Raw genomic sequence first — 22,682 nt, 5'->3', positions numbered from 1 at the left:
GCCGGGTGGCCGCGGGCCCTGGTGTCCGCGCCGGGCCGGACCCCCGTCGGGCGGGGGCACCTGCTGGTCCGGCGTCCGGGGGGCCGGGGCTCGTAGCCCCGGGGCCCGGATGCGACTCCCGGGAACCGGGCTGCCGCAGGACACGCGAAGTCGATCGACGCAGAGTCGACCGCACCGGAAGCATAACCCCTCCGGCGCGCCCCTCCAAGGCGGCCCACCCGACCGGTATCCGGGCACCGCACACCGCGGTCGTGGCTCCGCCCGTGCGCGGGGGCTCCCGGGAGTGCCGGTGCACGTCTGGTCTGGGGATGGTCGTCCATCATGTCCACAGGTGCCGATCTCCCGTGGCGAACGCGGGGTGCGTGCGGTGGACTCGCGGTATGCAGTCACTCCGGATCGGTCGCCGTCGGCTCCGCAACCTGGCTTGTGCCGGCGCGGCCGCGGGGGTCCTCGCCGTCGGCCCCGTGGCCGACGCCGCGCCGGCCGGGTCACGGGCGGGCATGAGCAGCCCCCTGCCGGGTCCGGTCTCCGTGTCGACCCCGTTCGATCCGCCCGCGCAGCGATGGCTCCCGGGGCACCGCGGGGTGGATCTGGCCGGCACGGTGCTCGCGTCGGTCCGCGCGCCCGCGGACGGCACGGTCCTGTTCGCGGGGGCCGTGGGAGGGCGACCGGTCCTGTCGATCGACCACGGTGGCGGCGTGCGCACCACGTACGAACCGGTGCGCGCCACTGTCCGGGCCGGAGATCACGTCGTCGAGGGTGTGGAGGTGGGCCGGCTCCTCGCCGGCCACCACGGGTGTCCGGTCGAAGCGTGCCTGCACTGGGGCGCGCGTGTGACGTCGGGTGACCCGTCCGGTGACGACGACGACTACGTCGATCCGCTGTCACTGCTCGCGGACTCCGAACGGCCGATCCGCCTCAAGCCCACACGTCCCGGAGACGGAGCCGGCTGACGCCCGGGCCGCACTCCCCGCTCAGGCGCGGGGGTGGGCTCCGCGGTAGGCGGCCCGGAGGCGGTCCGCCGAGACGTGCGTGTAGATCTGGGTGGTCGCCGGGGTGGAGTGCCCGAGGAGCTCCTGTACGTGCCGCAGGTCCGCGCCGCCCTCCAGCAGATGTGTCGCCGAACTGTGCCTCAGCGCGTGGGGCGAGACCCGGGGGGCGCCCGGCGTGGCCGCGGTGACCTCGTTGACGATCCGCCGCGCGGCCCGGGGGTCGAGTCGCCCCCCGCGCGCCCCGAGCAACAGGGACGGGCCGGACCGGGCGGTGGCCAACGCCGGGCGGCCGCCGTCGAGCCAGGCACGCAGTGCCCGGTCCGCGGGCGGGCCGTACGGGACGGCGCGCTCCCGGTCGCCCTTGCCCACCACCCGCAGCAGGCGACGCTCGGTGTCGACGTCGTCCACGTCGAGCCCGCACAGTTCGGCGACCCGGATACCGCAGGAGTACAGCAGTTCCACGACCAGCCGGTCGCGCAGGGCGATCGGGTCCCCCTCGGCCGCGCCGAGCTCGGTGGTACGGATCGTCTCGGCCGCCTGGTCGAGGTCGAGCACCTCGGGCAGATGGCGACGGGCGCGGGGCGCCTCGAGCCGGGCCGCGACATCGGTCGGTACGAGGCCGGTCCGTGCGGCCCACCCGCTGAAGGATCGGGCTGCCGCGACACGGCGGGCGACGGTCGACCTGGCGGCCCCCGCACCGACTTGGGCGGCGAGCCACCCGCGCAGGGCGGGGAGGGTGAGTGCCCCGCGCAGGTCCGCCGCGGTGGAGGGTCCGTCGGTGTCCCGGGCGAGGTGGGCGAGCAGGCCGCGGACGTCGGAGCGGTAGGAGCGGACCGTCGCCTCGGACCGGGAGCGACCGGTGCGCAGGTAGTCCGCGAAGTCGTCGACCACGCCCCCGAACGGCTCGGACCGAGCGCCCCCATCACTCTCAGACGTGCTCACCGGCCCCATGGGTACCAATTGTCTCCCTCGCGTGGGGCCGGCGCAAGCACGCCGGGCCGGGCCAGCCGGGCCGTGCCAGCCGGGCCAGCCGGACCACGCGACGGGGTCACGACACGGGGAAGGTCATCTGCACCCCGCCATCCCGGCACCGGCGCCACCCCTCCGGGCCCCGTACAGCCGCCCCGGAGGCCAGGAGCCGGCCGAGGACGGCCCTAGCCGTGACGGGTGCGATTCCCGCCGAGGCCGCGATCTCGGCGGGCTCGGCGCCACCCGAGGTGGGCAGCGCCTCGAGGATCCGCCTGGTCGCGTCGTCCAGCCCGTCCCACGCGCCGGGCTCACCCCTGGGGGGCGGCGCCGTCTCCCCCATCCGACCTGCGAGCTCGACAACGTCCGACGTCCGAGAGACCAGCACGGCACCCCGCTCCCGGAGCAGCAGGTGACACCCGACCGACGCGACCGACGTGACCGGCCCCGGTACCGCGCCGACAGGGCGGTCCAGCGCGGTGGCCCACGCCGCCGTGCTCAGCGCACCGCTCCGGGCAGCCGCCTCCACCACCACGGAGGCGCCGGTCAACGCCGCGATGATCCGGTTCCGGTCGAGGAAGCGATACCGCGTCACCCCGGTCCCGGGGGGCTGCGCGGAGATCACCGCGCCGGTCTCCGCGATCTCGCGCAGCATCGCGTCGTTCCCGCGCGGGTAGAGCCGATCCACGCCACCGGCGAGGACCGCGATCGTGGTGCCGCGAACCCCGAGGACGGCGCGGTGCGCTGCTGCATCGATCCCGAAGGCCCCACCCGAGACGACCGTGAACCCCTCGGCGGACACCCCGGCACCCAGGTCGGCGGTCACCGCCCTCCCGTACGGAGTGGGCGCCCTGGTCCCGACGAGAGCGACCGACCTGCCCAACACCCTGACCGGGTCTGCGGGGCCACGCCACCACAGCCCAAGCGGGCGCAACGCGGTGGGCACCCCGCCCGTCCCGGCGCGACGTCGTCCGCGTGGACGGTCCAGGGGCTCGAGGGCGAACCCCGGCCAACCCGGGTCACCGGGCACGAGGAGCCGGGCGTCCACCTCGTGGGCTGCCTCGAGCAGCCGATCCCCGTCGACGAGGTCCCGCCGTGCCTCGGCCTGGGCCGCCACCGCGTCACCGGCCCGACCGGCGCGGATCAATTCCCGTGCCCGCACCGGCCCCACCGAGTCCACCAGGTCCCACAGCTGCGCGGTCGGGCGCTCGGTCACCGCGCCAAGGTAGGCGTAGGCCGCGCGCACCTCCGACGACACCACCGATCCCTGCTCCCGTTCCACCGGCATCACTCCTCCCCTCTCAGCACGAGCGCCTCCGCCACGTGCGGCTCCCCCGGCACGGTGGCCCCGTCCAGGTCGGCGACCGTCCACGCGAGGCGCAGACACCGGTCGACCCCGCGGGGTGACAACACCCCGTGTGCCAGTGCCCGGTCCAGGGGGTGCAGCGCCCGACGATCGAGCCCCCATACGGATCGCAGGACGCGGCCGGGGACCTCGGCGTTCGCCCGCGCACCGGCGGCCTCCGGGCACCCCGCCCACCTCTCGGCGGCGGCCGCCCTCGCCGTCGACACCCTCGTCCGTACCGCGGCGGTGTCCTCACCTTCGTCCACAGCGAACAGCCCGGACCCGAGCGGCAGCGTCCGTGCGGCGATGTCGATCCGGTCGCGCAACGGCCCGGTCAGCGACCGTCCGTAGCGCCGCCGGGCATCGGGGGTGCACGTACAGGCATCGGGCCGTGCACTGCCACACGGGCAGTCGTTCGCCGCCAGCACCAGCTGGAATCGGGCCGGGAAGACGGAGATGCCGTCGCGCCTGGCGATCCGTACCTCGCCGTCCTCGAGCGGAGTGCGGAGGCTGTCCAGGACCCGGCCGGGGAACTCGGCGCACTCATCGAGGAACAGCACCCCGCGATGCGCCAGCGTCACCGCCCCCGGGCGTGCGACGTTGTTACCGCCGCCGACGAGGGCGGCCACCGACGCCGAGTGGTGGGGAGCCACGAACGGCGGGCGGCGTAGCAGCGGATCCCGCGCCGCGAGCCGTCCCATCACCGAGTGGATGGCCGTTGCCTCGAGGGCGTCCCGCTCCCCCAGATCAGGCAACAACCCCGGTAGTCGCCGGGCCAGCATGGTCTTGCCGGTCCCGGGAGCCCCGCGCAGGAGCACGGCGTGCCCCCCGGCGGCAGCCACCTCGACAGCCCGCCGGCAGTCGTCCTGACCGTGCACCTCCGCCAGGTCGGTGTGGGACCGCGCGCCCACAGCGCGGACCTCCGGGGCGTCCGTGACCAGGGCTCCCCGGCCCCGGCACCATGACGCGAGCATCGCGAGTGAGTCGACCCCCGCGGTGTCGATACCGCTGACCAGCCGGGCCTCCGCGAGGTTCGCGGCGGGGACGATCGCCCGGGACAGTCCGGCGTCCCGCGCCGCGAGCACGGAGGGCAGCACCCCGCGCACCGACCGGACCCGACCGTCCAACGCCAGCTCACCCACCAGCAGGGTGCCGTCGAAGCCCGCCCCGGGCAGCTCCCCTGACGCGGTCAACGTGCCCACCGCGAGCGACAGGTCGAACCCCGAGCCCCGCTTCGGCAACGCCGCCGGGGACAGGGACAGCACGACCTTGCCCGACGGCCAGGTCAGACCACTGTTGATCACGGCCGCCCGCATCCGCTCCCGCGCCTGCAACACCGCCGAGTCCGGCAACCCCACGATGCTGACCCCGGGCAACCCGCGGCCCACGTCGGCCTCGACCTCCACCAGCTGTCCACCGACTCCCTGCAGTGTGACAGCCCACGTCCGACCGAGCGCCACGGCTACAGCACGTCCTCGAACAGCTCGAGACGGGGCCGAGTCGGGTCCGCCAGGTCCACGCCCACCACGTCGAAGCAGACCTGGCGCCACCGGCCCGGGTTCTCCGAGAGCCAGTGGGCGGCCAACCGCCGCAGACGCCGCTGCTTGTCCGGGGTCACCGACTCGGCGGGGGTGCCGAAGCCCGTCCCCGTGCGCGCCCGGACCTCGACGAATCGCAGCCGCCCCGCGGCATCCAACACCACCAGGTCGAGCTCGCCGGCCCGGCACCGCCAGTTCCGGCTGATGACCACCCCACCCCGGGCCTGCATCAGTCCCGCCGCGTGTTCCTCACCGAGTCGCCCCGTCCGTCGGCGTGGATCCACACCGTCCCCGGCCGCCTCGCCGCCCACCGCCTCGTCCCCCGTCATCGCCAGCCCTCCCGGCCGCCCGGTCCGTCCGGGCCCGCCGGGGCTCACCCTGCCGGACGGACACGGCCCGGCCCGCTGGTCGCGGATCGGGCCGGGGGCGCCCTGTGGAAGCGGCGCGGGCTGTGGAGAACGGGGGCCGGGTGCTACTCCGGGAGCCGCAGTTCAGGCTTGTCGAGTTCCTCGATGTTGACGTCCTTGAAGGTCAGCACCCGAACGTACTTGACGAAACGTGCAGGTCGGTACATGTCCCATACCCACGCGTCGGACATCCTCACGTCGAAGTAGACCTCGCCGTCCGCCGACCGGGGGATCAGCTCGACGGCGTTGGCGAGGTAGAAGCGCCGCTCCGTCTCGACGACGTAGGTGAACTGGCCGACGATGTCGCGGTACTCGCGGTAGAGCGAGAGCTCCATCTCGGTCTCGTAGTTCTCCAGATCCTCGGCGCTCATCTCGTGCTGCTCCTCGAATGCGCCTGCGCGGCGCGACGGACGTTGGCGTACGACATCCGATGGATGCCGCTGGGACCGAGCTGCTCGATCGCCCTGGCGTGACTCACGGTGCTGTACCCCTTGTGGGCGGCGAAACCGTACCCCGGGTACCGCGAGTCGAGGTCCACCATAATCCGATCCCGCGTGACCTTCGCGAGGACACTCGCGGCGGCGATGGATGCGACCACTGCATCACCCCCGATCACGGACGTGGACTGACATCCGAGCCCGTCGACCGCGAAGCCGTCGGTCAGCACGAAACCGGGTGCCGGGTCGAGGGCGGCGACCGCCCGGCGCATCCCCTCCAGATTGCACCGGTGGATCCCGCGCATGTCAATCCGGTCCGGCTCGATCACCACCACACTCACCGCCGACGCCCTACGCAGGATGACGTCGTGCAGTCGCTCACGGGTGGCGGCCGTGAGCTTCTTCGAGTCATCCAGGTCTGCCAGGTCGGGGTGGAGCCGGTCCCCCAACACGCAGGCCGCCACCACCAGTGGGCCCGCACAGGAACCGCGTCCTGCCTCGTCCACACCGGCGACCGGGCCGAGACCTCGACGGGCGAGGGCTGCCTCCAACGCCAGGCGGCCGTCGCGACGGGTCACCCGGACCCGGCCGGGAAGGGCGACTCCCCGCGGCCGCTGCGGTCGTGCCCGGCTCACCCCGCGTTGATGTCCGGGGAGGGCACCGTCCCGATCCGGCTGAACGGGAGGATGATCGCCCGGACCTTGCCGATGATGTTCTCCTCGGGCACGGTTCCCTGGAACTCGTCACCCATGTGGAAGCGGGAATCCGCGGAGTTGCCGCGGTTGTCCCCCATCACCCAGTAGTTGCCCTCGGGGACCGTGACCGGACCGAAGGCACAGTTGAGCGGGTTCCCCGCCGGCGACGGGGTCTCGTTGAGGTACGGCTCGTCCAGCGGCTGGCCGTCGACGAGCAGTGCGCCATCCGGGGAGCAGCCGCCGACTGTCTGGCCCCCCACCGCGACGACGCGCTTGACCATGTCGTTCTGGTCGGGTGGGACGATGCCGATCACACCGCCGATGTTCTGCAGGGTCCTGATGACCTCGTTGTCCGACCGGATGGACTGGTACCCCTCGTTCCACGAGTCGGGACCCTCGAAGACCACCACGTCCCCGGGCTCGGGGTCGCCGAAGCGGTAGGTGATCTTGTCGACGAAAATCCGGTCACCTGTGCAGCCCGCGCAACCGTGCAGCGTGGGTTCCATGGACTCCGACGGGATCTGGTACACCCGTCCGACGAACGTCTGGAAGACGAACACCAGGACCAGTGCGATCACCACCAATAGCGGGATCTCGATGTACCAGGGCTGGCCCTTCTTCTCGACGCCGCGAGCCGGGGCCCCGTCGTTACGGGACCCCGGCTCGGCGGCGTCATGTCCAGGCGTATCGGTGCTGCTCACCCGGATGAGCGTAGTCGATCCCGCACCGCCGACGGCGGCCGAGCCCGACCCGCTCTACACGGTCAGCGCTTCTCCTTGATCTTTGCGGCCTTGCCACGGAGTGCACGCAGGTAGTACAGCTTCGCGCGACGCACGTCGCCGCGGACGAGGACGTCGATGCGGTCGATCGTGGGCGAGTGCACGGGGAACGTGCGCTCGACGCCGACGCCGAACGAGACCTTGCGGACGGTGAAGGTCTCGCGGACACCGCCGCCCTGGCGACGGATCACGACGCCCTTGAAGACCTGGACGCGCTCCTTCGAGCCCTCGATGACCTTGACGTGCACGTCGAGCGTGTCGCCGGGCCGGAAATCCGGGATGTCGTCGCGGAGCGACTTGTTGTCGATGAAGTCGAGAGTGTTCATTGTGTTCCTTGCATGTCAGGAATGAGGACAGAGGACCCTGGCGCCCGCCCACAGGCGGGACGACCGGTTCGTGCCCCGGATCAGCGCGACCGTCCTCGGGCACGCGGGGTGCCCGGAAGGTCAACCTCGCTAGTGTGCCATCCCCGTCGCGGCCGACCCAAATCAGTCGGACGGGGGAACCCAACCTATGTCCGAGAGCGTCGCTCGGTCCGCCGAGTCGAGCTCGGCCCGGCCCAGGAGGTCCGGCCGCCGCTCAGCGGTGCGCCTCAGCGACTCGTCGCGGCGCCACCGCGCGATCCTGGCGTGATCGCCACTCTTGAGGACTTCGGGCACCGGCCGGTCGCGCCACACCTCGGGCCGGGTGAAACTGGGGCCCTCGAGCAGGCCGTCGGAGAAGGAGTCCTCCTCATGGCTGCGCCGGTTCCCCAGCACCCCGGGTAGGAGGCGGATGACGGCCTCCGCGATGACGAGCACCGCCACCTCGCCCCCGATGAGGACGTAGTCGCCGATGCTGACCTCCTCGACGTCCATCCGCGTGGACGCCTCGTCGACGACGCGCTGGTCTATGCCCTCGTAGCGACCACACGCGAACAGCAGGTGGCGTCGACGGGCGTAGCGGTGCGCGTCGGCCTGGGAGAACGGTCGTCCGGCGGGCGTCGGGACGATCAGGAGTGGGCGGGTCTGACCGTCCCCCTGCTCGCTCATCGCAGTCCCCTGCGGCGGCACGAGGTCGTCCAGCGCTTCGCCCCACACCGTCGGGCGCATGACCATGCCCGGTCCACCGCCGAACGGGGTGTCGTCGACCGACTTGTGGACATCGTGGGTCCAGCCCCGGAGGTCGTGAACGGCGACGTCGACTATGCCCCGGTCGGCGGCCCGACCGATCAACGCCAACTGCAGCGGGGCGAGGTACTCGGGGAAGACCGTGATGACGTCGAGGTGCATGAGCGGACCGTCCCCACCATCGGGGAGAGCGGTCACGACGTCCCCAGGTCGAGCAGCCCCTCCGGCGGGTCGATGACGCACGTCCGCGCGACGAGGTCCACCTCGGGGACCATCTCGGAGACGAACGGGACCAAGGCGTCTCCTCCGTCGGCCAGCCGGATGGCCAGGAGTTCGCCGGCCGCGGTGTGCACGATCTCGGTCACCTCGCCGAGGGTGGCACCCGAGGTGTCGAGCACCCGCAGTCCCACCAGTTGATGGTCGTGGTATTCGTCCGGGTCCTCCGGATCCTCCAGCGCATCCGAGTCGACGAGCAGCAGCATGCCGCGGAGTGCGTCCGCGGTGTCCCGATCGCCGACGCCTTCCAGACGCACCAGAAGCCGCCCGGAATGCTGCCGGGCGGCTTCGATGGTGACGTCGCGGTCGGTGGCCCGATCACCCCGACCGACCCGCCCGACGAGTCGGGTCCCGACGGCGAATCGCTCCTCGGGTGAATCGGTGCGAACCTCCACCACCAGTTCGCCGCGGACGCCGTGCGATTTGACGACGCGTCCCACGACGAGCTCCATGATGGTCCAGGTCCTCCGATTGCCGACGTGTACGGGCGGGGTCAGCGGTCGGTGTCGACCACGTCGACCCGGACACCGTCGCCGCCGACGGCGGAGACGATGGTCCGGATCGCGGAGGCGGTACGGCCACCCCGACCGATGACACGGCCGAGATCCTCGGGCGCGACGGCCACGCGGATCACGGTGCCGCGCCGACCACCACTCGACCGGACGGACACCGCGTCGGGGTCCGACACGATTCCGCGGACGAGGTGGTCGACGGCGTCGACGACCATGTCATTCATCTGTCTCAGGCCTCGGCGGTCTCGGCGTCAGCCGACGCGGCCTCGCCCTCGCCGGACTCGGCGGCCTTCGCGGCCTCCTGCTCGGCCTTCTTGGCCTCGTCCTTCTTCGCCTTCTCGGCCTTGCGCTTGGCGGTGATGGCCTCAGCGGACGGCTCGCCCTGGGCGTCCTCGAGGGCCTTGTTGAACAGGTCCAGCTTCGAGGGCTTGGGCTCGGCGGTCTTCAGGGTGCCCTCGGCGCCCTCGATCCCCTTGAACTTCTGCCAGTCGCCGGTGATCTTGAGCAGCTGCTCGACGGCCTCGGTGGGCAGGGCGCCGACACCGAGCCAGTACTGCGCGCGCTCGGAGTCGATCTGGATGAAGCTCGGCTCCTCCTTGGGGCGGTAGAGACCGATGGTCTCGATGGCGCGCCCGTCGCGGCGGGTGCGGGCGTCGGCGACGACGACCCGGTACTGCGGGTTACGGATCTTGCCGAGGCGGGTGAGCTTGATCTTGACGGCCATGAGGCGTCTCGCTTTCTGTTGCGGGTCACGTGGCGATTCAGCGGCGCCCGCCCTGCTGGCGGGGCCCGGTTTCGCCTTCCGGGTGACCGCCGTTCGGCACGGACCCACGAGGGTCCACCGGTGACGGCGTCCAGCGGACCAGTCTAGACAGGCCGGGACGGTGGGCACCAATCGACGCGTCGGGCGGACCGGTCAGCGCTTGGGGAACTTCAGGTCGTTGAGGTCGATCCCCTCCAGCCCCGGCGGGAGCTGGTCGAGTCCGGGCGGCAACTGGGACAGGTCGGGCATCCCGCCGGGCGGCATACCGGGCATCCCGGGCGGCATCCCCGGCATCCCCCCGGGCATCATCCCCCGCTGCTTGGGCGGGGTGGGACCGCGGCCCTTCCCCTTGCCCTTGCCCTTCTTGCCCTTGCGCTGGTTCTTGCGTCCCGCCCCGGGCATCCCCATCTGACCCGCCATGCGGCTCATCATCTTGCGGGCCTCGAAGAACCGGTCGACCAACTGGTTGACGTCGGTGACCGTGACCCCCGAACCGTTCGCGATGCGCTGGCGGCGCGAGCCGTTGATGATCTTCGGGTCCGCGCGCTCCTCGGGGGTCATGCCGCGGATGATCGCCTGGATGCGGTCCAGGTACTTCTCGTCGATGTCGCCGACGGCGGCCTTCATCTCCTTGCCGCCGGGCAGCATGCCGAGCAGGTTCCCGATGGGCCCCATCTTGCGGATCATCAACATCTGGTCGAGGAAGTCCTCGAGCGTGAGCTCGCCGGAGCCGATCTTCGCGGCGGTCTTCTCCGCTTCCTGCGCGTCGAAGACCGTCTCCGCCTGCTCGATGAGCGAGAGCACGTCGCCCATCCCGAGGATGCGGCTGGCCATGCGGTCGGGGTGGAAGACGTCGAAGTCTTCGAGCTTCTCGCCGTCGGACGCGAACATGATCGGCGTCCCGGTGAGCTCGCGGACGCTCAGCGCGGCGCCACCGCGGGCGTCACCATCGAGCTTGGTGAGCACGACACCGGTGAAGCCGACGCCCTCACGGAAGGCCTCGGCCGTGACCACCGCGTCCTGACCGATCATCGCGTCCAGGACGAAGAAGGTCTCGTGGGGCTGGACGGCATCCCGGATCCCCCGGGCCTGGGCCATCATCTCCTCGTCGATGCCGAGTCGACCGGCGGTGTCGACGATCACGACGTCGTGCATCTTGGCGCGGGCGTGAGCCAATCCGCGCTGCGCGACGGACACCGGCTCCTGGACACCGATCACCTCGCCGTCGCCCCCGACGGAGGTCCCGGGGTGCGGGGCGAAGGTGGGTACTCCGGCACGCTCACCGACGATCTGCAGCTGGTCGACCGCTCCCGGCCGCTGCAGGTCACAGGCCACCAGGAGCGGTGTGTGCCCCTGCCCCTTGAGCCAGTGCGCCAGTTTGCCCGCCAGGGTGGTCTTACCCGCGCCCTGCAGACCCGCCAGCATGATGACCGTCGGGGGCTGCTTGGCGAACTCGATCCGTCGCTCCTGCCCGCCGAGGATGGCGGTGAGTTCGGCGTCGACGATCTTGACGACCTGCTGGGCGGGGTTGAGCGCCTCGGAGACCTCCGCGCCCTTGGCACGCTCCTTGACCCGCGAGATGAACTCGCGCACCACCGGCAGGGCGACGTCGGCCTCGAGCAGTGCCAGGCGGATCTCGCGGGCCGTCGCGTCGATGTCGGCGTCGCTGAGCCGACCTTTTCCGCGCAGGTCCTTGAGCGCACCTGTGAGGCGGTCGGACAAGGATTCGAACACGGCAACAGCTCCCTGGTTCGCGGCCCGGGAGCGCGCACGGTTCCCGGTGTCGTCGGCGACGACTGATCACAGGGTATCGGCATGCGCCACGGCGGGCGTCGTGGGATCACGTCGTGGCAGCAACGCCTCCACCTGACCGGCCGTACTCAACACCGCTCCGGGGCCGGAGAGCGCGAACACGTCCTCCACGGCCGCTCCCCTGGTGCGCACCACCACCCAGTCGATGCGGGCGCCGGCCTCGATGATCGCGGCCACGACCCGTGCGAACAGGCCGGGCCGGTCCTCCGACCGCACCTCCATCAGCACGCCGTCGGCGTCGGTCCGGTGCGAGATCAAGACGGAGGATCTGGCCTGCGGGGGTCCGATCGCCAGCGCCGCCCCCCGGGACAGCGCGGCGCGAAGCGGCCCGGGGAGCCCGGAGTCGATCGAGCGGCGCAGATCCTGCCGGAGTACGCGTCCGTCCACCGGGTCTCCGAAGCGGGTGGAGACCGTCATCCTCGCGCGCATCCCGCCCGGGGGACGCAGGTCGATCTCCGCGTCCACGATCTCCAGCCTGTGGGCGGCCAGGACCTCCGCGGTCACCGCCAGCGAGCGGCCCCCACCGGGGACGACGAGAGTGACCTCGTGTGTGGTGCCGGTGTCCGCCGCCCGGAGGTCCACCACGACGTCCGGCGGACCGTGCCGCCGAGAGGCGTTCACCGTCGGCGCCTGCACCGCGGCGGGACGGGGGCCGAGCGCCTTGCCGCAGGCCGCCACGAGCGCGGCGTGGGCCCCGGCACGGCCTGTGGTCCAGACCGTCGGCCCGGTCGCGAGCGAGTCCGCCTCGGTGAGCGCGGCCAACACGTCGAGGGCGACGGCGTCCCGGTCCAGCGCGGTGAGCACGGCCTCGGCGGTGGCGGGGTCGGCGGGGTCGCGTCTCGCGGCGGTCGCGGGGAGCAGCAGATGATGCCTCACGATGCGCGTGAGGGTCTCGGTGTCGCGGCCCCCGAGGCCCATCCGCGCGCAGATCGGGCGGATCATGTCCGCCCCGTTCTCGCTGTGGTCGCCGTCCCGGCTCTTCCCGAGGTCGTGCAGGAGCGCCGCGAGCAGCAGGAGGTCCGCGCGTGCGACGGAGGTGGTGAGTCGGGACGCCTCCACGGCCGTCTGCACCAGGTGCCTGTCGACCGTGTAGATGTGCGCCCGGTCGCGGGCGGGCAGATCCCGCACCCCCGCCCATTCCGGTAGCAGCCGTTCCCACAACCCGCACCGGTCGAGCGCCTCGTGCACGGGGATCTGCGCCTCACCCGAGCCCAGGAGCACGAGCAGGTCCGACAGGGCCTCCGCCGGCCACTGACCGTTCGGGACGGGGCAGCGTTCGGCGAGGACACCGAGGGTGGAGGTCGCGATCGGCAGCCCGAACCGGGCCGCGGCCGCGGCCACCCGCAGCGCCAGCCAGGGGTCGTCGGCCACGCGGGCCGCGCGGGCGAGCGTCACCTCCCCCGCATGTTCCACCACCCCGTCGTCGAGGGGCCGACGGACAGGCGACCTCCGCAGCAGGCCGGTCAGTCCCCGGGAGGACAGCGCCGCGCACGAGCCACGGATCGCCTGGTCCGCGGTGAACGCGATCGTCCGGGAGGCGTCACTCAGCGCCCGGGCGAGATCGAACCGGTCCCCCAGGCCCAGCGCCTCGCCGACCTCGTCCCCGTACTCGGCGTGCAGCACCTCGCGGGGGCGTCCGCTCACCCGGTGTAGTTCGGTCCGGGCGTCCAGCACCAGCCGGTGCGCGCGCGCCATCCCACCGGGGACCACGGGCCGACCGTCGCTGAGGTGGGCCAGGCCCAGGGCCGCGACCAGCTGCGCGTCGCGGAGCCCACCGGCCCCGTTCTTCAGGTCGGGTTCGCTGCGGTGCGCGATCACCCCGGCCCGGTGGCGCCGGGCGGCCGCCGCGTCGACGAGGTCGTCGAAGCGGGAGGCGATCTGGTCCCGCCACTGCCGGCGGGCGCCGTCCACGACGAGCGCTCCCAGATCCGCGTCGCCAGCGATCACGCGCGCGTCCAGCAGACTCAGCCCGACGGAGACGTCGGCAGCGGCCACGGCCAGGCACTGGTCGACCGTGCGGACACTGTGGTCGAGTCCGACGCCGGAATCCCACAGCGGGTACCACAGTGCGTCGGCCAGCTCGCCCACGTCACGGTCCGGCCGCCGCTCGTGAACCAGGACGAGGTCCAGATCCGAGTGTGGCAGAACCTCCCGGCGTCCCAACCCGCCAAACGCGATGAGGGCGAACCCCGACCCCGGGCCGATCCCGGCCTCGTCGGCGAGCCGTCCCAGCTCCATCTCGTAGAGCTCGCACAGGGCGTCCCTCAACGGCGCGGCGGGCAGGCTCTCACGCGGGGCGGAGAGGATCCGCTCGCGTCCCGCCCGCAGCGCCGTGGCGCGCTCGCCGTCGGCCGTGACCGCCATGGCACTCCCCTTCCCTCATCCGTCGGGTCCAGAATGTCGCCTCCGTGTCACCGCCTCGGGGCGTACAGGTTTCACCTTTGTGAACGGCTGCGCACGGTCTGCGCGGGACCGGGCTAGGGTGGCGTCCGAAGTACACGACGGCGCGCGGCCGCCCCTGTGACGGGGCGACCGCGCGCCGGGTTCTGCCCGAGGGTCAGATCGCGGACGTGCCCTCCTCACCGGTGCGGACGCGCACGATGCTCTCGACGGGGGTCACCCAGACCTTGCCGTCGCCGATCTTTCCGGTCCGGGCCGCGTCGACGATCAGTTGGACCGCGGTGCCGGCGGTCTCGTCGTCGACCACCACCTCCACCCTGATCTTGGGGACGAAGTCCACGGCGTACTCGGCGCCGCGGTAGACCTCGGTGTGGCCCTTCTGGCGTCCGTATCCCTGGACCTCGCTGATGGTGAGGCCGTGGATACCGGCCTGCTCCAGTGCTGCCTTGACGTCGTCGATCGTGAACGGTTTGACGATCGCGGTGACGAGCTTCATGTCGTGGGTTCCTTTCGAAGGGGTCGGCTCAGCGGATGAGCGCGTTGGTGGAGGCCTCGTACGCGCTCTCGGCGTGCTGGGCACCGTCGATGCCCGCCTGCTCGTCGGCCTTGTCGATCCTCCAGCCGAGCGGCCGGCAGATCGCCCAGGCGATCGCGGTCATGATCGCGGTGAACACGAGGGCGGCCACGGCGATCACGATCTGGACCACCAGGAGTCGCCAGCCATCCGCGGAGTAGAACATTCCCGCGTCCGTTCCGAAGGTGCCGGTGGCGAACAGGCCGATGGCGATGGTGCCCCAGAGTCCTGCGACCAGGTGCACGCCCACCACGTCCAGGGCGTCGTCGTAGCCGAAGCGGTGCTTGAGGCCCACGGCCAGCGCGGACAGCACGCCCGCGATCGCACCGAGGGCGATCGCGCCGAGCGGGTGGACGGAACCGGCGGCGGGGGTGATGGCCACGAGGCCGGCGACCACGCCGGAGGCGGCACCGAGGCTGGTGGCGTGGCCGTCACGGATACGCTCCGCCAGGAGCCAGCCGAGCATCGCGGCGGCGGTGGCGGCGGTGGTGTTGACCCACGCCAGGCCCGCCGCACCGTTGGCACCGAACGCGGAGCCCGCGTTGAACCCGAACCAGCCGAACCACAGCAGGGCGGCGCCGAGCATGACCAGCGGCAGGTTGTGCGGGCGGTAGGCCGTACGGCCGAACTCGAGCCGCTTGCCGATGAGCAGGACCAGGACGAGCGCGGCCATACCGGCGTTGATGTGCACGACGGTTCCGCCGGCGAAGTCGACGGGCGCGACGGCGGCGGTCAGCCCGCCCTCGCCGTCGTCGACGGTCCCGAAGATCATCGCCGCCAGCCCACTGTCCGAGTGGGAGAGCAGTCCGCCGCCCCACACCATGTGGGCGAGCGGGAAGTACGCCAGGGTCACCCAGACGCCGACGAACGCCAGCCAGGTGCCGAACCGGGCGCGCTCGGCGATCGCGCCCGAGATGAGCGCGACGGTGATGATCGCGAAGGTCACCTGGAAGGCGACGTCGACGACCTGCGGGTAGGCGCCGGAGCCGGAGACCGCCCATTCGGTCGCGTCACCGATCACCCCGGAGAGCCCGAACATTTCGAAGGGGTTGGCGAACAGCCCCAGGACCGACTCGCTGCCGTAGGACATCGACCATCCCCACAGCAGGTAGATCACGCCGACCACGCCCATCGCGCCGAACGACATCATCATCATGTTCAGCACGGACTTCTGCCGGGACATGCCGCCGTAGAAGAGCGCCAGGGCGGGCGTCATGAGCAGTACCAGGGATGCTGCGATGAGCATCCAGGCCGTGTCTCCCGTATCGATCTCCGGCGTCGCCTCCTGGGCGAGCAACGCGACACTGTCACCTATCACGGTGCGGTCCTCCTCGTCTCGTACGTGGTGAGCGACTCTTCGCTCCCCGTCGACATGAAGATTTCCTTGGTCGTGTTGCACCGGATGTGCCCTGATGTTTCGGGGTTGTAACGCGCTCGGGTCCCTTGTTCCGGTCGTGTGTCCCGGCCGCCCGGGCGCGTATCCCGGCCGCGTCGCCCGGGACCTACGTGCCGAGCAACGCGTCGACGAAGGCCTCGGGGGTGAACGGCGCGAGGTCGTCGGCCCCCTCGCCCAGTCCGACGAGCTTCACGGGCACGCCCAACTCGTGCTGGACCTGGAACACGATGCCGCCCTTGGCGGTGCCGTCGAGCTTGGTGAGCACGACACCGGTGATGTCGACGACCTCCTTGAACACGCGCGCCTGCATGAGCCCGTTCTGCCCGGTGGTGGCGTCGATCACCAACAGGACCTCGTCGACGGGGGTCTTCTTCTCCACCACCCTCTTGACCTTGCCGAGCTCGTCCATGAGCCCGGTCTTGGTGTGGAGGCGACCGGCGGTGTCCACGAGCACGGCGTCCACGCCGGTCTCGACCCCGCGGGTGACCGCGTCGAAGGCGACGGAGGCGGGATCCGCGCCCTCCTTGCCGCGGACCACCTCGGCGCCCACCCGCTCGGCCCAGGTCTGGAGCTGATCCGCGGCGGCGGCGCGGAACGTGTCCGCGGCGCCGAGGAGGATCTCGCGACCGTCGGCGACGAGGACGCGGGCGAGTTTGCCGGTGGTGGTGGTCTTGCCGGTGCCGTTGACGCCGACGACGAGGAGGACGGCCGGCGTCCCGTCGTTCGGCAGCGCACGCAGCGAGCGGTCGAGTTCGGGGTGGAGGTTGTCGATGAGGGTCTGCCGCAGCAGATCGCGCACCTCGGCCTCGGTGCGGACCTGTCGGGTGGCGATCTCCGCCCGCAGGCGGTCCACGACGAGCTCGGTGGTGGCCGAACCGAGGTCGGCCATGATCAGCGTGTCCTCGATCTCCTCCCAGGCGTCCTCGTCGAGATCGCCGGCGCCGAGGAGACCCAGCAGCCCCTGGCCCACGGTGTTCTGCGACCGCGCGAGGCGGCCCCGCAGGCGGTCGAGGCGGCCGGCGGCCGGGTCGATGCGCTCGACCGGGGCGACCGGCTCCGGGGTCCCGGTGACCGTCTCCGGGGGCGCCGGGATCTCCTCGTCGGGCACCTCGGGCGGGACCACGACGGGTTCGACCGGGGCGGGCTCGACGACCTCGGTGGCCTCGGTCGGGCCGGGATCGACGTCCGGCTCGGGCGCGGGGACGGCAGTCTCGGGCGCGGTATCCGGCGCGGTCGCGGGTTCGGCGGCGGGTTCGGCGGCGGGGGCCGCCCCCGTCGCAGCGGACGGCGGCGCGGGGGGCCGTGGGGCCGGTGTCGCCGGCGGCAGGTCCTCCCGCGGCGTCGGGTCACGGCGCACCGGCTCCCTGGGCGGGGCCGCCGTGGCGCCGCCCCCTCCCTGGGCGAACGAGAACCCCGTCCCGGCCTGATAGTTGCCGGAGCGTTCCTCGCGGGTGAGCTCCTTGCGCTCGGCGGCCCTGGTGAGGGAGATCTGCCGCTTCTTGCGCAGCTGCAGACCCACGACGAGGGCGATGATGGCCAGCAGCAGCACCGCGGCGACGGCGATGATGATCCAGGTGGTGGTAGTCACGGTGCCCAGTATGGCCGACCGCACCCGTCGCCATCTCGGTCCCGGGGGGCTGTGGCGGACCTAGACTGGCGCCTGTCGTCGTCCGGGGAGGAGCCCACGTGGTCGAGCTCGCCGCCCAGCCAGGGGGTACGTCCGTACGCCGGCGCCCCCTCCGCCGGGCCCCGGCCCCGCCCACCTGGCTCGCCAAGACCATCATGGCGGTGACGGGGTTGCTCTTCACCGCCTTCGTGGTGGTGCACATGGTCGGCAATCTCAAAGTGTTCGGCGGGGCCACGGGTTTCGACGCCTACGCCGCGTGGCTGCGGACGTTGCTGTACCCCCTCGTCCCCCACGAGGGCGTCCTGTGGGCGTTGCGCGTCGTGCTGGTCCTGGGCCTGGTGGGGCACGTCTGGTGCGCGGTCGTGCTGGTGCGGCGCTCCCACGCGTCCGCGGGCCCGCACCGTCGGCGGACAGGCCTGACGGCCGGCTCGTTCGGCGCCCGCTCGATGCTGCTCACCGGCGTGGTGCTGCTGCTCTTCGTCGTCTTCCACGTCCTCGACATGACCACGGGCACCGCCCCCGCGGCGTCGGAGGCGTTCGAGCCCGGCACGGCGTACGCCAATCTGGTCGCCAGCTTCTCGCGGCCCTGGGTCGCGGCCTTCTACGGCATCACCATGGTGCTGCTGGCCCTGCACGTCGCCCACGGGGTCCGCACCGCCGCCGGCGACCTCGGGGTGACCGGCGCCCGGAGCCGGGCGGTGATCACGACCGTGGGCGGGATCGCCGCGGTGGCCGTGCTGCTGGGCAACGCCGCTATCCCGATCGCGGTCCAGGCCGGGTGGTTGACGTGACCTTCACCCCGCCCCCCGTCCTCGTGCCCGACGCACGACAGGGACACGTGCTGAGCTCCGGCACACCCGGGGGCGACCCGGCCTCCGCTTGGGCGAGGCGTCGCGACGCCTACCGCCTGGTCGCGCCGGCCAACCGCCGCCACCTCCACGTGGTGGTGATCGGCACGGGCCTGGCCGGGGCCGGCGCGGCGGCCGCCCTCGGCGAACTCGGCTACCGGGTCACCGCGTTCACATACCACGACGCCGCCCGGCGCGCGCATTCCGTGGCCGCCCAGGGCGGGATCAACGCCGCCCGCGGCCGCCGGGTGGACGGAGACTCCGTGGCCAGGTTCGTCGCCGACACCGTCTCGGGAGGGGACTTCCGTGGGCGGGAGGCCGAGGCGTTCCGGCTGGGCGAGGAATCCGCGCGGGTGATCGATCACTTCTCCGCCATCGGGACCCCCTTCGCACGCGAGTACGGCGGCGTCCTGTCGACCCGGTCCTTCGGCGGCGTGCAGGTCTCGCGCACGTACTACTCCCGCGGTCAGACCGGCCAACAACTCCAGCTCGCGGGCGTCTCGGCCCTGCAGCGGCAGATCCGTGCCGGCGCCGTCACGCTGCACACCCGCCACGAGATGCTCGACCTCGTCGTCGACGATTCGGGGTGCCACGGTGTGGTGGTCCGTGACCTGGTGTCCGGCCACATCCGGGCCGAGACCGCGCACGCGGTCGTCCTCGCGACCGGTGGCTACGGGACCGTCTTCCACGACTCCACGCTCGCGATCCACTCCAACGCCTCGGCGGTGTGGCGCGCGCACCAGCGGGGGGCCCTGTTCGCCTCACCGTCGTTCGTGCAGTTCCACCCCACCGCGCTGCCCAAGGACAACGACTGGCAGGCCAAGACGATCCTCATGAGCGAATCGTTGCGCAACGACGGCCGCGTCTGGGTCCCGCTCCACGACGGCGACGACCGGCCGCCCGGGGAGATCCCGGACGCCGACCGCGACTTCTTTCTCGAGCGCCGATATCCCGCCTTCGGCAACCTCGTGCCCCGCGACGTGGCCTCCCGGGCGATCACCTCCGAGATCCGTGCCGGGCGAGGGGTGGGGCCACGCCGCAACTCCGTCTACCTGGACTTCCGTGACGCCCTGTCCCGCGACGGGCGCCGGACGATCACCGAGCGCTACGGCAACCTGTTCGAGATGTACGCCCACGCCACCGGCGAGGACCCGTACGCCGTACCCATGCGCATCGCGCCGACGTGCCACTTCACGATGGGCGGGCTGTGGAGCGACTTCGACCTGCAGACGTCGATCCCCGGCCTGTTCGTCGGCGGCGAATGCGGCTGGGCGTATCACGGCGCGAACCGACTCGGTGCGAATTCCCTGCTCAGCGCGAGCGTCGACGGGTGGTTCACCCTTCCGTACTCGGTGCCGGCGCACCTGGCCACCCGCCTCGGGGACGACCTGCCGGGCGACGACGACGAGGTGGTCGTGGCCGCCGTGGCCCGCGCCCGGACGCGGGTGCGGAACCTGCTCGCGGTGGGCGGCTCGACCGGGCCCGAACACTTCCACCGTGAGCTCGGCGAGATCCTCTACTCGGGCTGCGGCGTCACACGAACGGCCGACGGCCTGACCCGGGCGCTCGAGCGCATCCGTGACCTGCGGACCCGGTTCTGGACTGGCCTGCGGGTCACGGGCGCAGGCGGTCACCTCAACCAGGTGCTCGAACAGGCCGGGCGGGTCGCCGACTTCCTCGAACTGGCGGAACTGATGTGCGTGGATGCGCTGGACCGGGACGAGTCGTGCGGCGCCCACTTCCGCGACGAGCACCAGACGCCCGACGGCGAGGCCCGGCGGGACGACCGTCGGTGGGCCTTCGCCTCCGCCTGGGCCTCCGAGGGCGATGACCGTGGCGGGCCCCGGTCCTTCACCCGCCACGCCGAACCGCTGGAGTTCTCCGCAGTCGCCCCCACCGCGAGGGATTACCGATGAGGCTCACCCTGCGAATCTGGCGACAGTCCGGGCCCGACATGGCCGGGCGGTACGAGGAGTTCGAGGTCCACGACGCCCGGCCGGAGATGAGTGTCCTGGAGTTGCTCGACGTCCTCAACGCCGACCTGGTGGACGCGGGCGTCGAACCGGTGGCGTTCGACTCCGACTGCCGTGAGGGGATCTGCGGGGCCTGCGGCGTCACCGTCGACGGACGCCCCCACGGTCCCGCGGAGAACACCCCGTCGTGTCACCAGCGGCTGACCCCCTACGCCGACGGGGACACCCTGCGCATCGAACCGCTTCGCGCCGCCGTGTTCCCTGTCATCCGCGATCTGGTGGTGGACCGCTCCGCTCTGGACGGGGTCGTCGAGTCCGCGGCCCATGTGGGAATCCCGGCCGGCGCCGCCCCGGACGCGGACTCGACCCTCCAGGGTCACGACACGGCGGAGACCGCGCTGGACTTCGCGGCGTGCATCGGGTGCGGGGCGTGTGTGGCGGCCTGCCCCAACGGCTCGGCCAACCTGTTCGTGGGGGCCAAACTCGGGCACCTCGCCCTCATGCCCGTCGCGGGCGCCGACCGCGCGACCCGCGCCCGCGAGATGGTCAGCGCCGCCGACGAGGAATTCGGACCCTGCTCGCTCTACGGGGAGTGCTCGCGGGTGTGCCCGGCGGGGATCCCGCTGCGGGCGATCGGCGTGGTCAACCGTGAACGGCTCCGGGCGGTCTTCCGGCGCTCGTGAGCGAGCGGCGCCGCCTTGGCCACGTGCACGAAGGCCGGCACGTCGCACCCGGGTGACGACCGGGCCGTCCGTGACCTAGACGTCGTCCTCCCCGACCGGTCCGCCCTCGCCCTCCCACGTCTCGATCATCCTGACCTTGGTCCGGGTGAACTTGCGGCGCACGCCCACTCCCCCGCGGTCGCTCTCCGGGATGAAGCGCGCACCGAAATGGGTCAGGGCGTCGGTGAGGGCCTGCACCTCGGCCTCGTCGAGGTCGCCCGCCCCGCGCTCGTAGTCCCGGATCCTCTCCTCGTTCACCCCGGAGCGAAGGGCGACGACCTTGGTGGAGACCAGGCACAACGCTCGCGCGGCACGCGCGAGACTTGGGTCCATGAACAGTTCTGAATGAGTCATGACCCCATCCTGCCAGCGCGACGCCGGGGGGGCGCCGTCGACGGGTCAGCGCATGCGTTGGGAGATGACCTTGGAGATGCCGTCGCCCTGCATCGACACCCCGTAAAGCACGTCGGCGACGTCCATGGTGGGTTTCTGGTGGGTGATGACGATGAGCTGGCTGGTCTCCCGCAGCTGCTCGAACAGCCCGATGAGCCGCCGCAGGTTGGTGTCGTCGAGCGCCGCCTCGACCTCGTCCATGACGTAGAACGGGCTGGGGCGGGCCTTGAAGATCGCCACCAGCATGGCGACCGCGGTGAGCGACTTCTCGCCGCCGGACAGCAGCGACAACCGCTTCACCTTCTTCCCCGGTGGTCGCGCCTCCACCTCGATGCCGGTGGTGAGCATGTCCTCCGGCTCGGTGAGGATCAGTCGCCCCTCCCCTCCGGGGAAGAGCGTTGCGAAGACACCACGGAACTCGCGTTCGACGTCGACCCACGCCTCGGTGAAAATTTGTTCGATGCGCTCGTCGACGTCGTCGATCACGCCCTCGAGGTCGGACCGCGCCTTCTTGACGTCGTCGAGCTGGGTGGACAGGAACGCGTAGCGCTCCTCCAGCGCCGCGAACTCCTCCAACGCCAGCGGGTTGACCTTGCCCAGGGTGGCCAGGTCCTTCTGCGCCGACCTGAGACGACGCTCCTGTTCGGCGCGCACGAACGGCATCGGCGGCGGCGGGGTCACGTCCTCACCACGTTCGCGAGCCGCCTCGTACTCCTGCATCTCCAATGCCGACGGCGGCAGGTCCACGTCGGGGCCGTACTCCTCGACGAGGGCCTGCGGTTCGATACCGTGACGCTCGAGCACCGCCGCCTCGAGCTCCGAGACCTTGACCTCGAGCTGCGCCCGGACGATCTCGTCGCGGTGGGCGGCGTCGCCGAGCCTCGACACCTCGGACTCGGCGGCCGCGAGATCACCACGCAGCGCGGCGACACCAGCGGTGGCCTCGGCGCGCGCGGCCGAGAGCCGGTCCCGCTCGGTTCCGGCGGCGGTGATGAGTTCGTCGAGCCGCGCGAGCAGCCGCCCGCTGAGTTCGTCGACCACGCCGGCGACCTCGGCGCCGCGGCGCCGCTGCGCCGCCGCCCTGGCGGCCCGGGCCCGGGACTCGCGCTCCGCCTGCG

Annotated in this window: 23 protein-coding genes; 4 read left to right on the top strand and 19 right to left on the bottom strand. The window is 72.1% G+C overall.

Annotation, left to right across the window (positions count from 1 at the left end):
• The first annotated feature begins 380 nt into the window (after positions 1 to 380).
• Positions 381 to 953, top strand: coding sequence for a M23 family metallopeptidase (locus tag Q2K20_RS07360; protein ID WP_307872340.1), 573 nt, complete (start codon positions 381 to 383; stop codon positions 951 to 953).
• A gap of 21 nt (positions 954 to 974) precedes the next feature.
• Here the strand turns inward: Q2K20_RS07360 and Q2K20_RS07355 are convergent, their stop codons facing one another.
• The 17 genes from Q2K20_RS07355 to ftsY form a co-directional block, all read right to left on the bottom strand.
• Positions 975 to 1,943, bottom strand: a complete 969-nt coding sequence (locus Q2K20_RS07355) for a tyrosine recombinase XerC (protein ID WP_206472287.1) — start codon at positions 1,941 to 1,943, stop codon at positions 975 to 977.
• A 97-nt stretch (positions 1,944 to 2,040) separates the two neighbouring features.
• Positions 2,041 to 3,240: a DNA-processing protein DprA gene (gene dprA, locus Q2K20_RS07350; RefSeq protein WP_269501274.1), complete on the bottom strand. Its 1,200-nt coding sequence runs from the start codon at positions 3,238 to 3,240 to the stop codon at positions 2,041 to 2,043.
• 5 nt (positions 3,241 to 3,245) lie between these two features.
• Positions 3,246 to 4,763, bottom strand: coding sequence for a YifB family Mg chelatase-like AAA ATPase (locus Q2K20_RS07345; RefSeq protein ID WP_119192744.1), 1,518 nt, complete (start codon positions 4,761 to 4,763; stop codon positions 3,246 to 3,248).
• Between the two features lie 2 nt (positions 4,764 to 4,765).
• Positions 4,766 to 5,170, bottom strand: coding sequence for a YraN family protein (locus Q2K20_RS07340; protein WP_096905321.1), 405 nt, complete (start codon positions 5,168 to 5,170; stop codon positions 4,766 to 4,768).
• Between the two features lie 143 nt (positions 5,171 to 5,313).
• A complete protein-coding gene (locus Q2K20_RS07335; protein ID WP_007632861.1) occupies positions 5,314 to 5,619 on the bottom strand; it encodes a DUF2469 domain-containing protein in 306 nt (101 codons plus the stop codon).
• Positions 5,616 to 6,320, bottom strand: coding sequence for a ribonuclease HII (locus Q2K20_RS07330; protein WP_159147824.1), 705 nt, complete (start codon positions 6,318 to 6,320; stop codon positions 5,616 to 5,618). Before Q2K20_RS07330 ends, Q2K20_RS07335 begins: the two co-directional genes overlap by 4 nt.
• On the bottom strand, positions 6,317 to 7,081 hold the full coding sequence (gene lepB / locus Q2K20_RS07325; RefSeq protein WP_119192746.1) for a signal peptidase I: 765 nt from the start codon (positions 7,079 to 7,081) through the stop codon (positions 6,317 to 6,319). The genes Q2K20_RS07330 and lepB overlap by 4 nt, the downstream gene beginning before the upstream one ends.
• A gap of 62 nt (positions 7,082 to 7,143) precedes the next feature.
• Entirely contained in the window at positions 7,144 to 7,485 is a 342-nt protein-coding gene (gene rplS, locus Q2K20_RS07320) for a 50S ribosomal protein L19 (RefSeq protein ID WP_067717600.1), read from the bottom strand.
• A gap of 162 nt (positions 7,486 to 7,647) precedes the next feature.
• Entirely contained in the window at positions 7,648 to 8,430 is a 783-nt protein-coding gene (gene trmD, locus Q2K20_RS07315) for a tRNA (guanosine(37)-N1)-methyltransferase TrmD (protein WP_269501554.1), read from the bottom strand.
• Positions 8,431 to 8,462: 32 nt separating this feature from the next.
• The gene (rimM, locus tag Q2K20_RS07310) at positions 8,463 to 8,996 is read right to left on the bottom strand and encodes a ribosome maturation factor RimM (RefSeq protein ID WP_096905318.1); all 534 of its coding nucleotides are present in this window, start codon (positions 8,994 to 8,996) and stop codon (positions 8,463 to 8,465) included.
• Positions 8,997 to 9,037: 41 nt separating this feature from the next.
• A complete protein-coding gene (locus tag Q2K20_RS07305; protein ID WP_067717596.1) occupies positions 9,038 to 9,280 on the bottom strand; it encodes an RNA-binding protein in 243 nt (80 codons plus the stop codon).
• A 5-nt stretch (positions 9,281 to 9,285) separates the two neighbouring features.
• Complete coding sequence (gene rpsP / locus Q2K20_RS07300; protein WP_067717594.1) at positions 9,286 to 9,780, bottom strand: 30S ribosomal protein S16; 495 nt, start codon at positions 9,778 to 9,780, stop codon at positions 9,286 to 9,288.
• 192 nt (positions 9,781 to 9,972) lie between these two features.
• The gene (gene ffh, locus Q2K20_RS07295; RefSeq protein ID WP_269501245.1) at positions 9,973 to 11,553 is read right to left on the bottom strand and encodes a signal recognition particle protein; all 1,581 of its coding nucleotides are present in this window, start codon (positions 11,551 to 11,553) and stop codon (positions 9,973 to 9,975) included.
• A 66-nt stretch (positions 11,554 to 11,619) separates the two neighbouring features.
• The gene (locus Q2K20_RS07290; RefSeq protein ID WP_269501243.1) at positions 11,620 to 13,995 is read right to left on the bottom strand and encodes a [protein-PII] uridylyltransferase; all 2,376 of its coding nucleotides are present in this window, start codon (positions 13,993 to 13,995) and stop codon (positions 11,620 to 11,622) included.
• Positions 13,996 to 14,188: 193 nt separating this feature from the next.
• Entirely contained in the window at positions 14,189 to 14,527 is a 339-nt protein-coding gene (locus Q2K20_RS07285; RefSeq protein WP_067717588.1) for a P-II family nitrogen regulator, read from the bottom strand.
• Positions 14,528 to 14,555: 28 nt separating this feature from the next.
• Positions 14,556 to 15,851 (bottom strand): ammonium transporter, encoded by a 1,296-nt coding sequence (locus Q2K20_RS07280; protein WP_067717988.1) that lies wholly within the window; start codon positions 15,849 to 15,851, stop codon positions 14,556 to 14,558.
• Between the two features lie 256 nt (positions 15,852 to 16,107).
• On the bottom strand, positions 16,108 to 17,589 hold the full coding sequence (ftsY, locus tag Q2K20_RS07275) for a signal recognition particle-docking protein FtsY (RefSeq protein WP_269501238.1): 1,482 nt from the start codon (positions 17,587 to 17,589) through the stop codon (positions 16,108 to 16,110).
• A 194-nt stretch (positions 17,590 to 17,783) separates the two neighbouring features.
• Here ftsY and Q2K20_RS07270 point away from each other — a divergent pair, with 194 nt between their 5' ends.
• From Q2K20_RS07270 to Q2K20_RS07260, 3 genes are read left to right on the top strand one after another with little or no spacing between them, the layout of a single operon-like run.
• Positions 17,784 to 18,419 carry a succinate dehydrogenase cytochrome b subunit gene (locus Q2K20_RS07270; protein ID WP_269501552.1) on the top strand — a complete coding sequence of 212 codons (636 nt, stop codon included), beginning with the start codon at positions 17,784 to 17,786 and terminating at the stop codon, positions 18,417 to 18,419.
• Positions 18,416 to 20,392 (top strand): fumarate reductase/succinate dehydrogenase flavoprotein subunit, encoded by a 1,977-nt coding sequence (locus tag Q2K20_RS07265; protein ID WP_372509900.1) that lies wholly within the window; start codon positions 18,416 to 18,418, stop codon positions 20,390 to 20,392. The genes Q2K20_RS07270 and Q2K20_RS07265 overlap by 4 nt, the downstream gene beginning before the upstream one ends.
• A complete protein-coding gene (locus Q2K20_RS07260) occupies positions 20,389 to 21,132 on the top strand; it encodes a succinate dehydrogenase/fumarate reductase iron-sulfur subunit (RefSeq protein WP_119192751.1) in 744 nt (247 codons plus the stop codon). Before Q2K20_RS07265 ends, Q2K20_RS07260 begins: the two co-directional genes overlap by 4 nt.
• 75 nt (positions 21,133 to 21,207) lie before the next feature.
• Here the strand turns inward: Q2K20_RS07260 and Q2K20_RS07255 are convergent, their stop codons facing one another.
• A complete protein-coding gene (locus tag Q2K20_RS07255; protein ID WP_227022022.1) occupies positions 21,208 to 21,525 on the bottom strand; it encodes a hypothetical protein in 318 nt (105 codons plus the stop codon).
• Between the two features lie 45 nt (positions 21,526 to 21,570).
• Positions 21,571 to 22,682 (bottom strand): AAA family ATPase (locus tag Q2K20_RS07250; RefSeq protein WP_317176760.1); only part of this gene is annotated, 1,112 nt, incomplete at its 5' end.

The sequence above is a fragment of the Dietzia sp. IN118 genome (genome assembly GCF_032905965.1).
Classification (GTDB): domain Bacteria; phylum Actinomycetota; class Actinomycetes; order Mycobacteriales; family Mycobacteriaceae; genus Dietzia; species Dietzia kunjamensis.
This window is presented reverse-complemented; position numbering and strand designations above follow the sequence as displayed.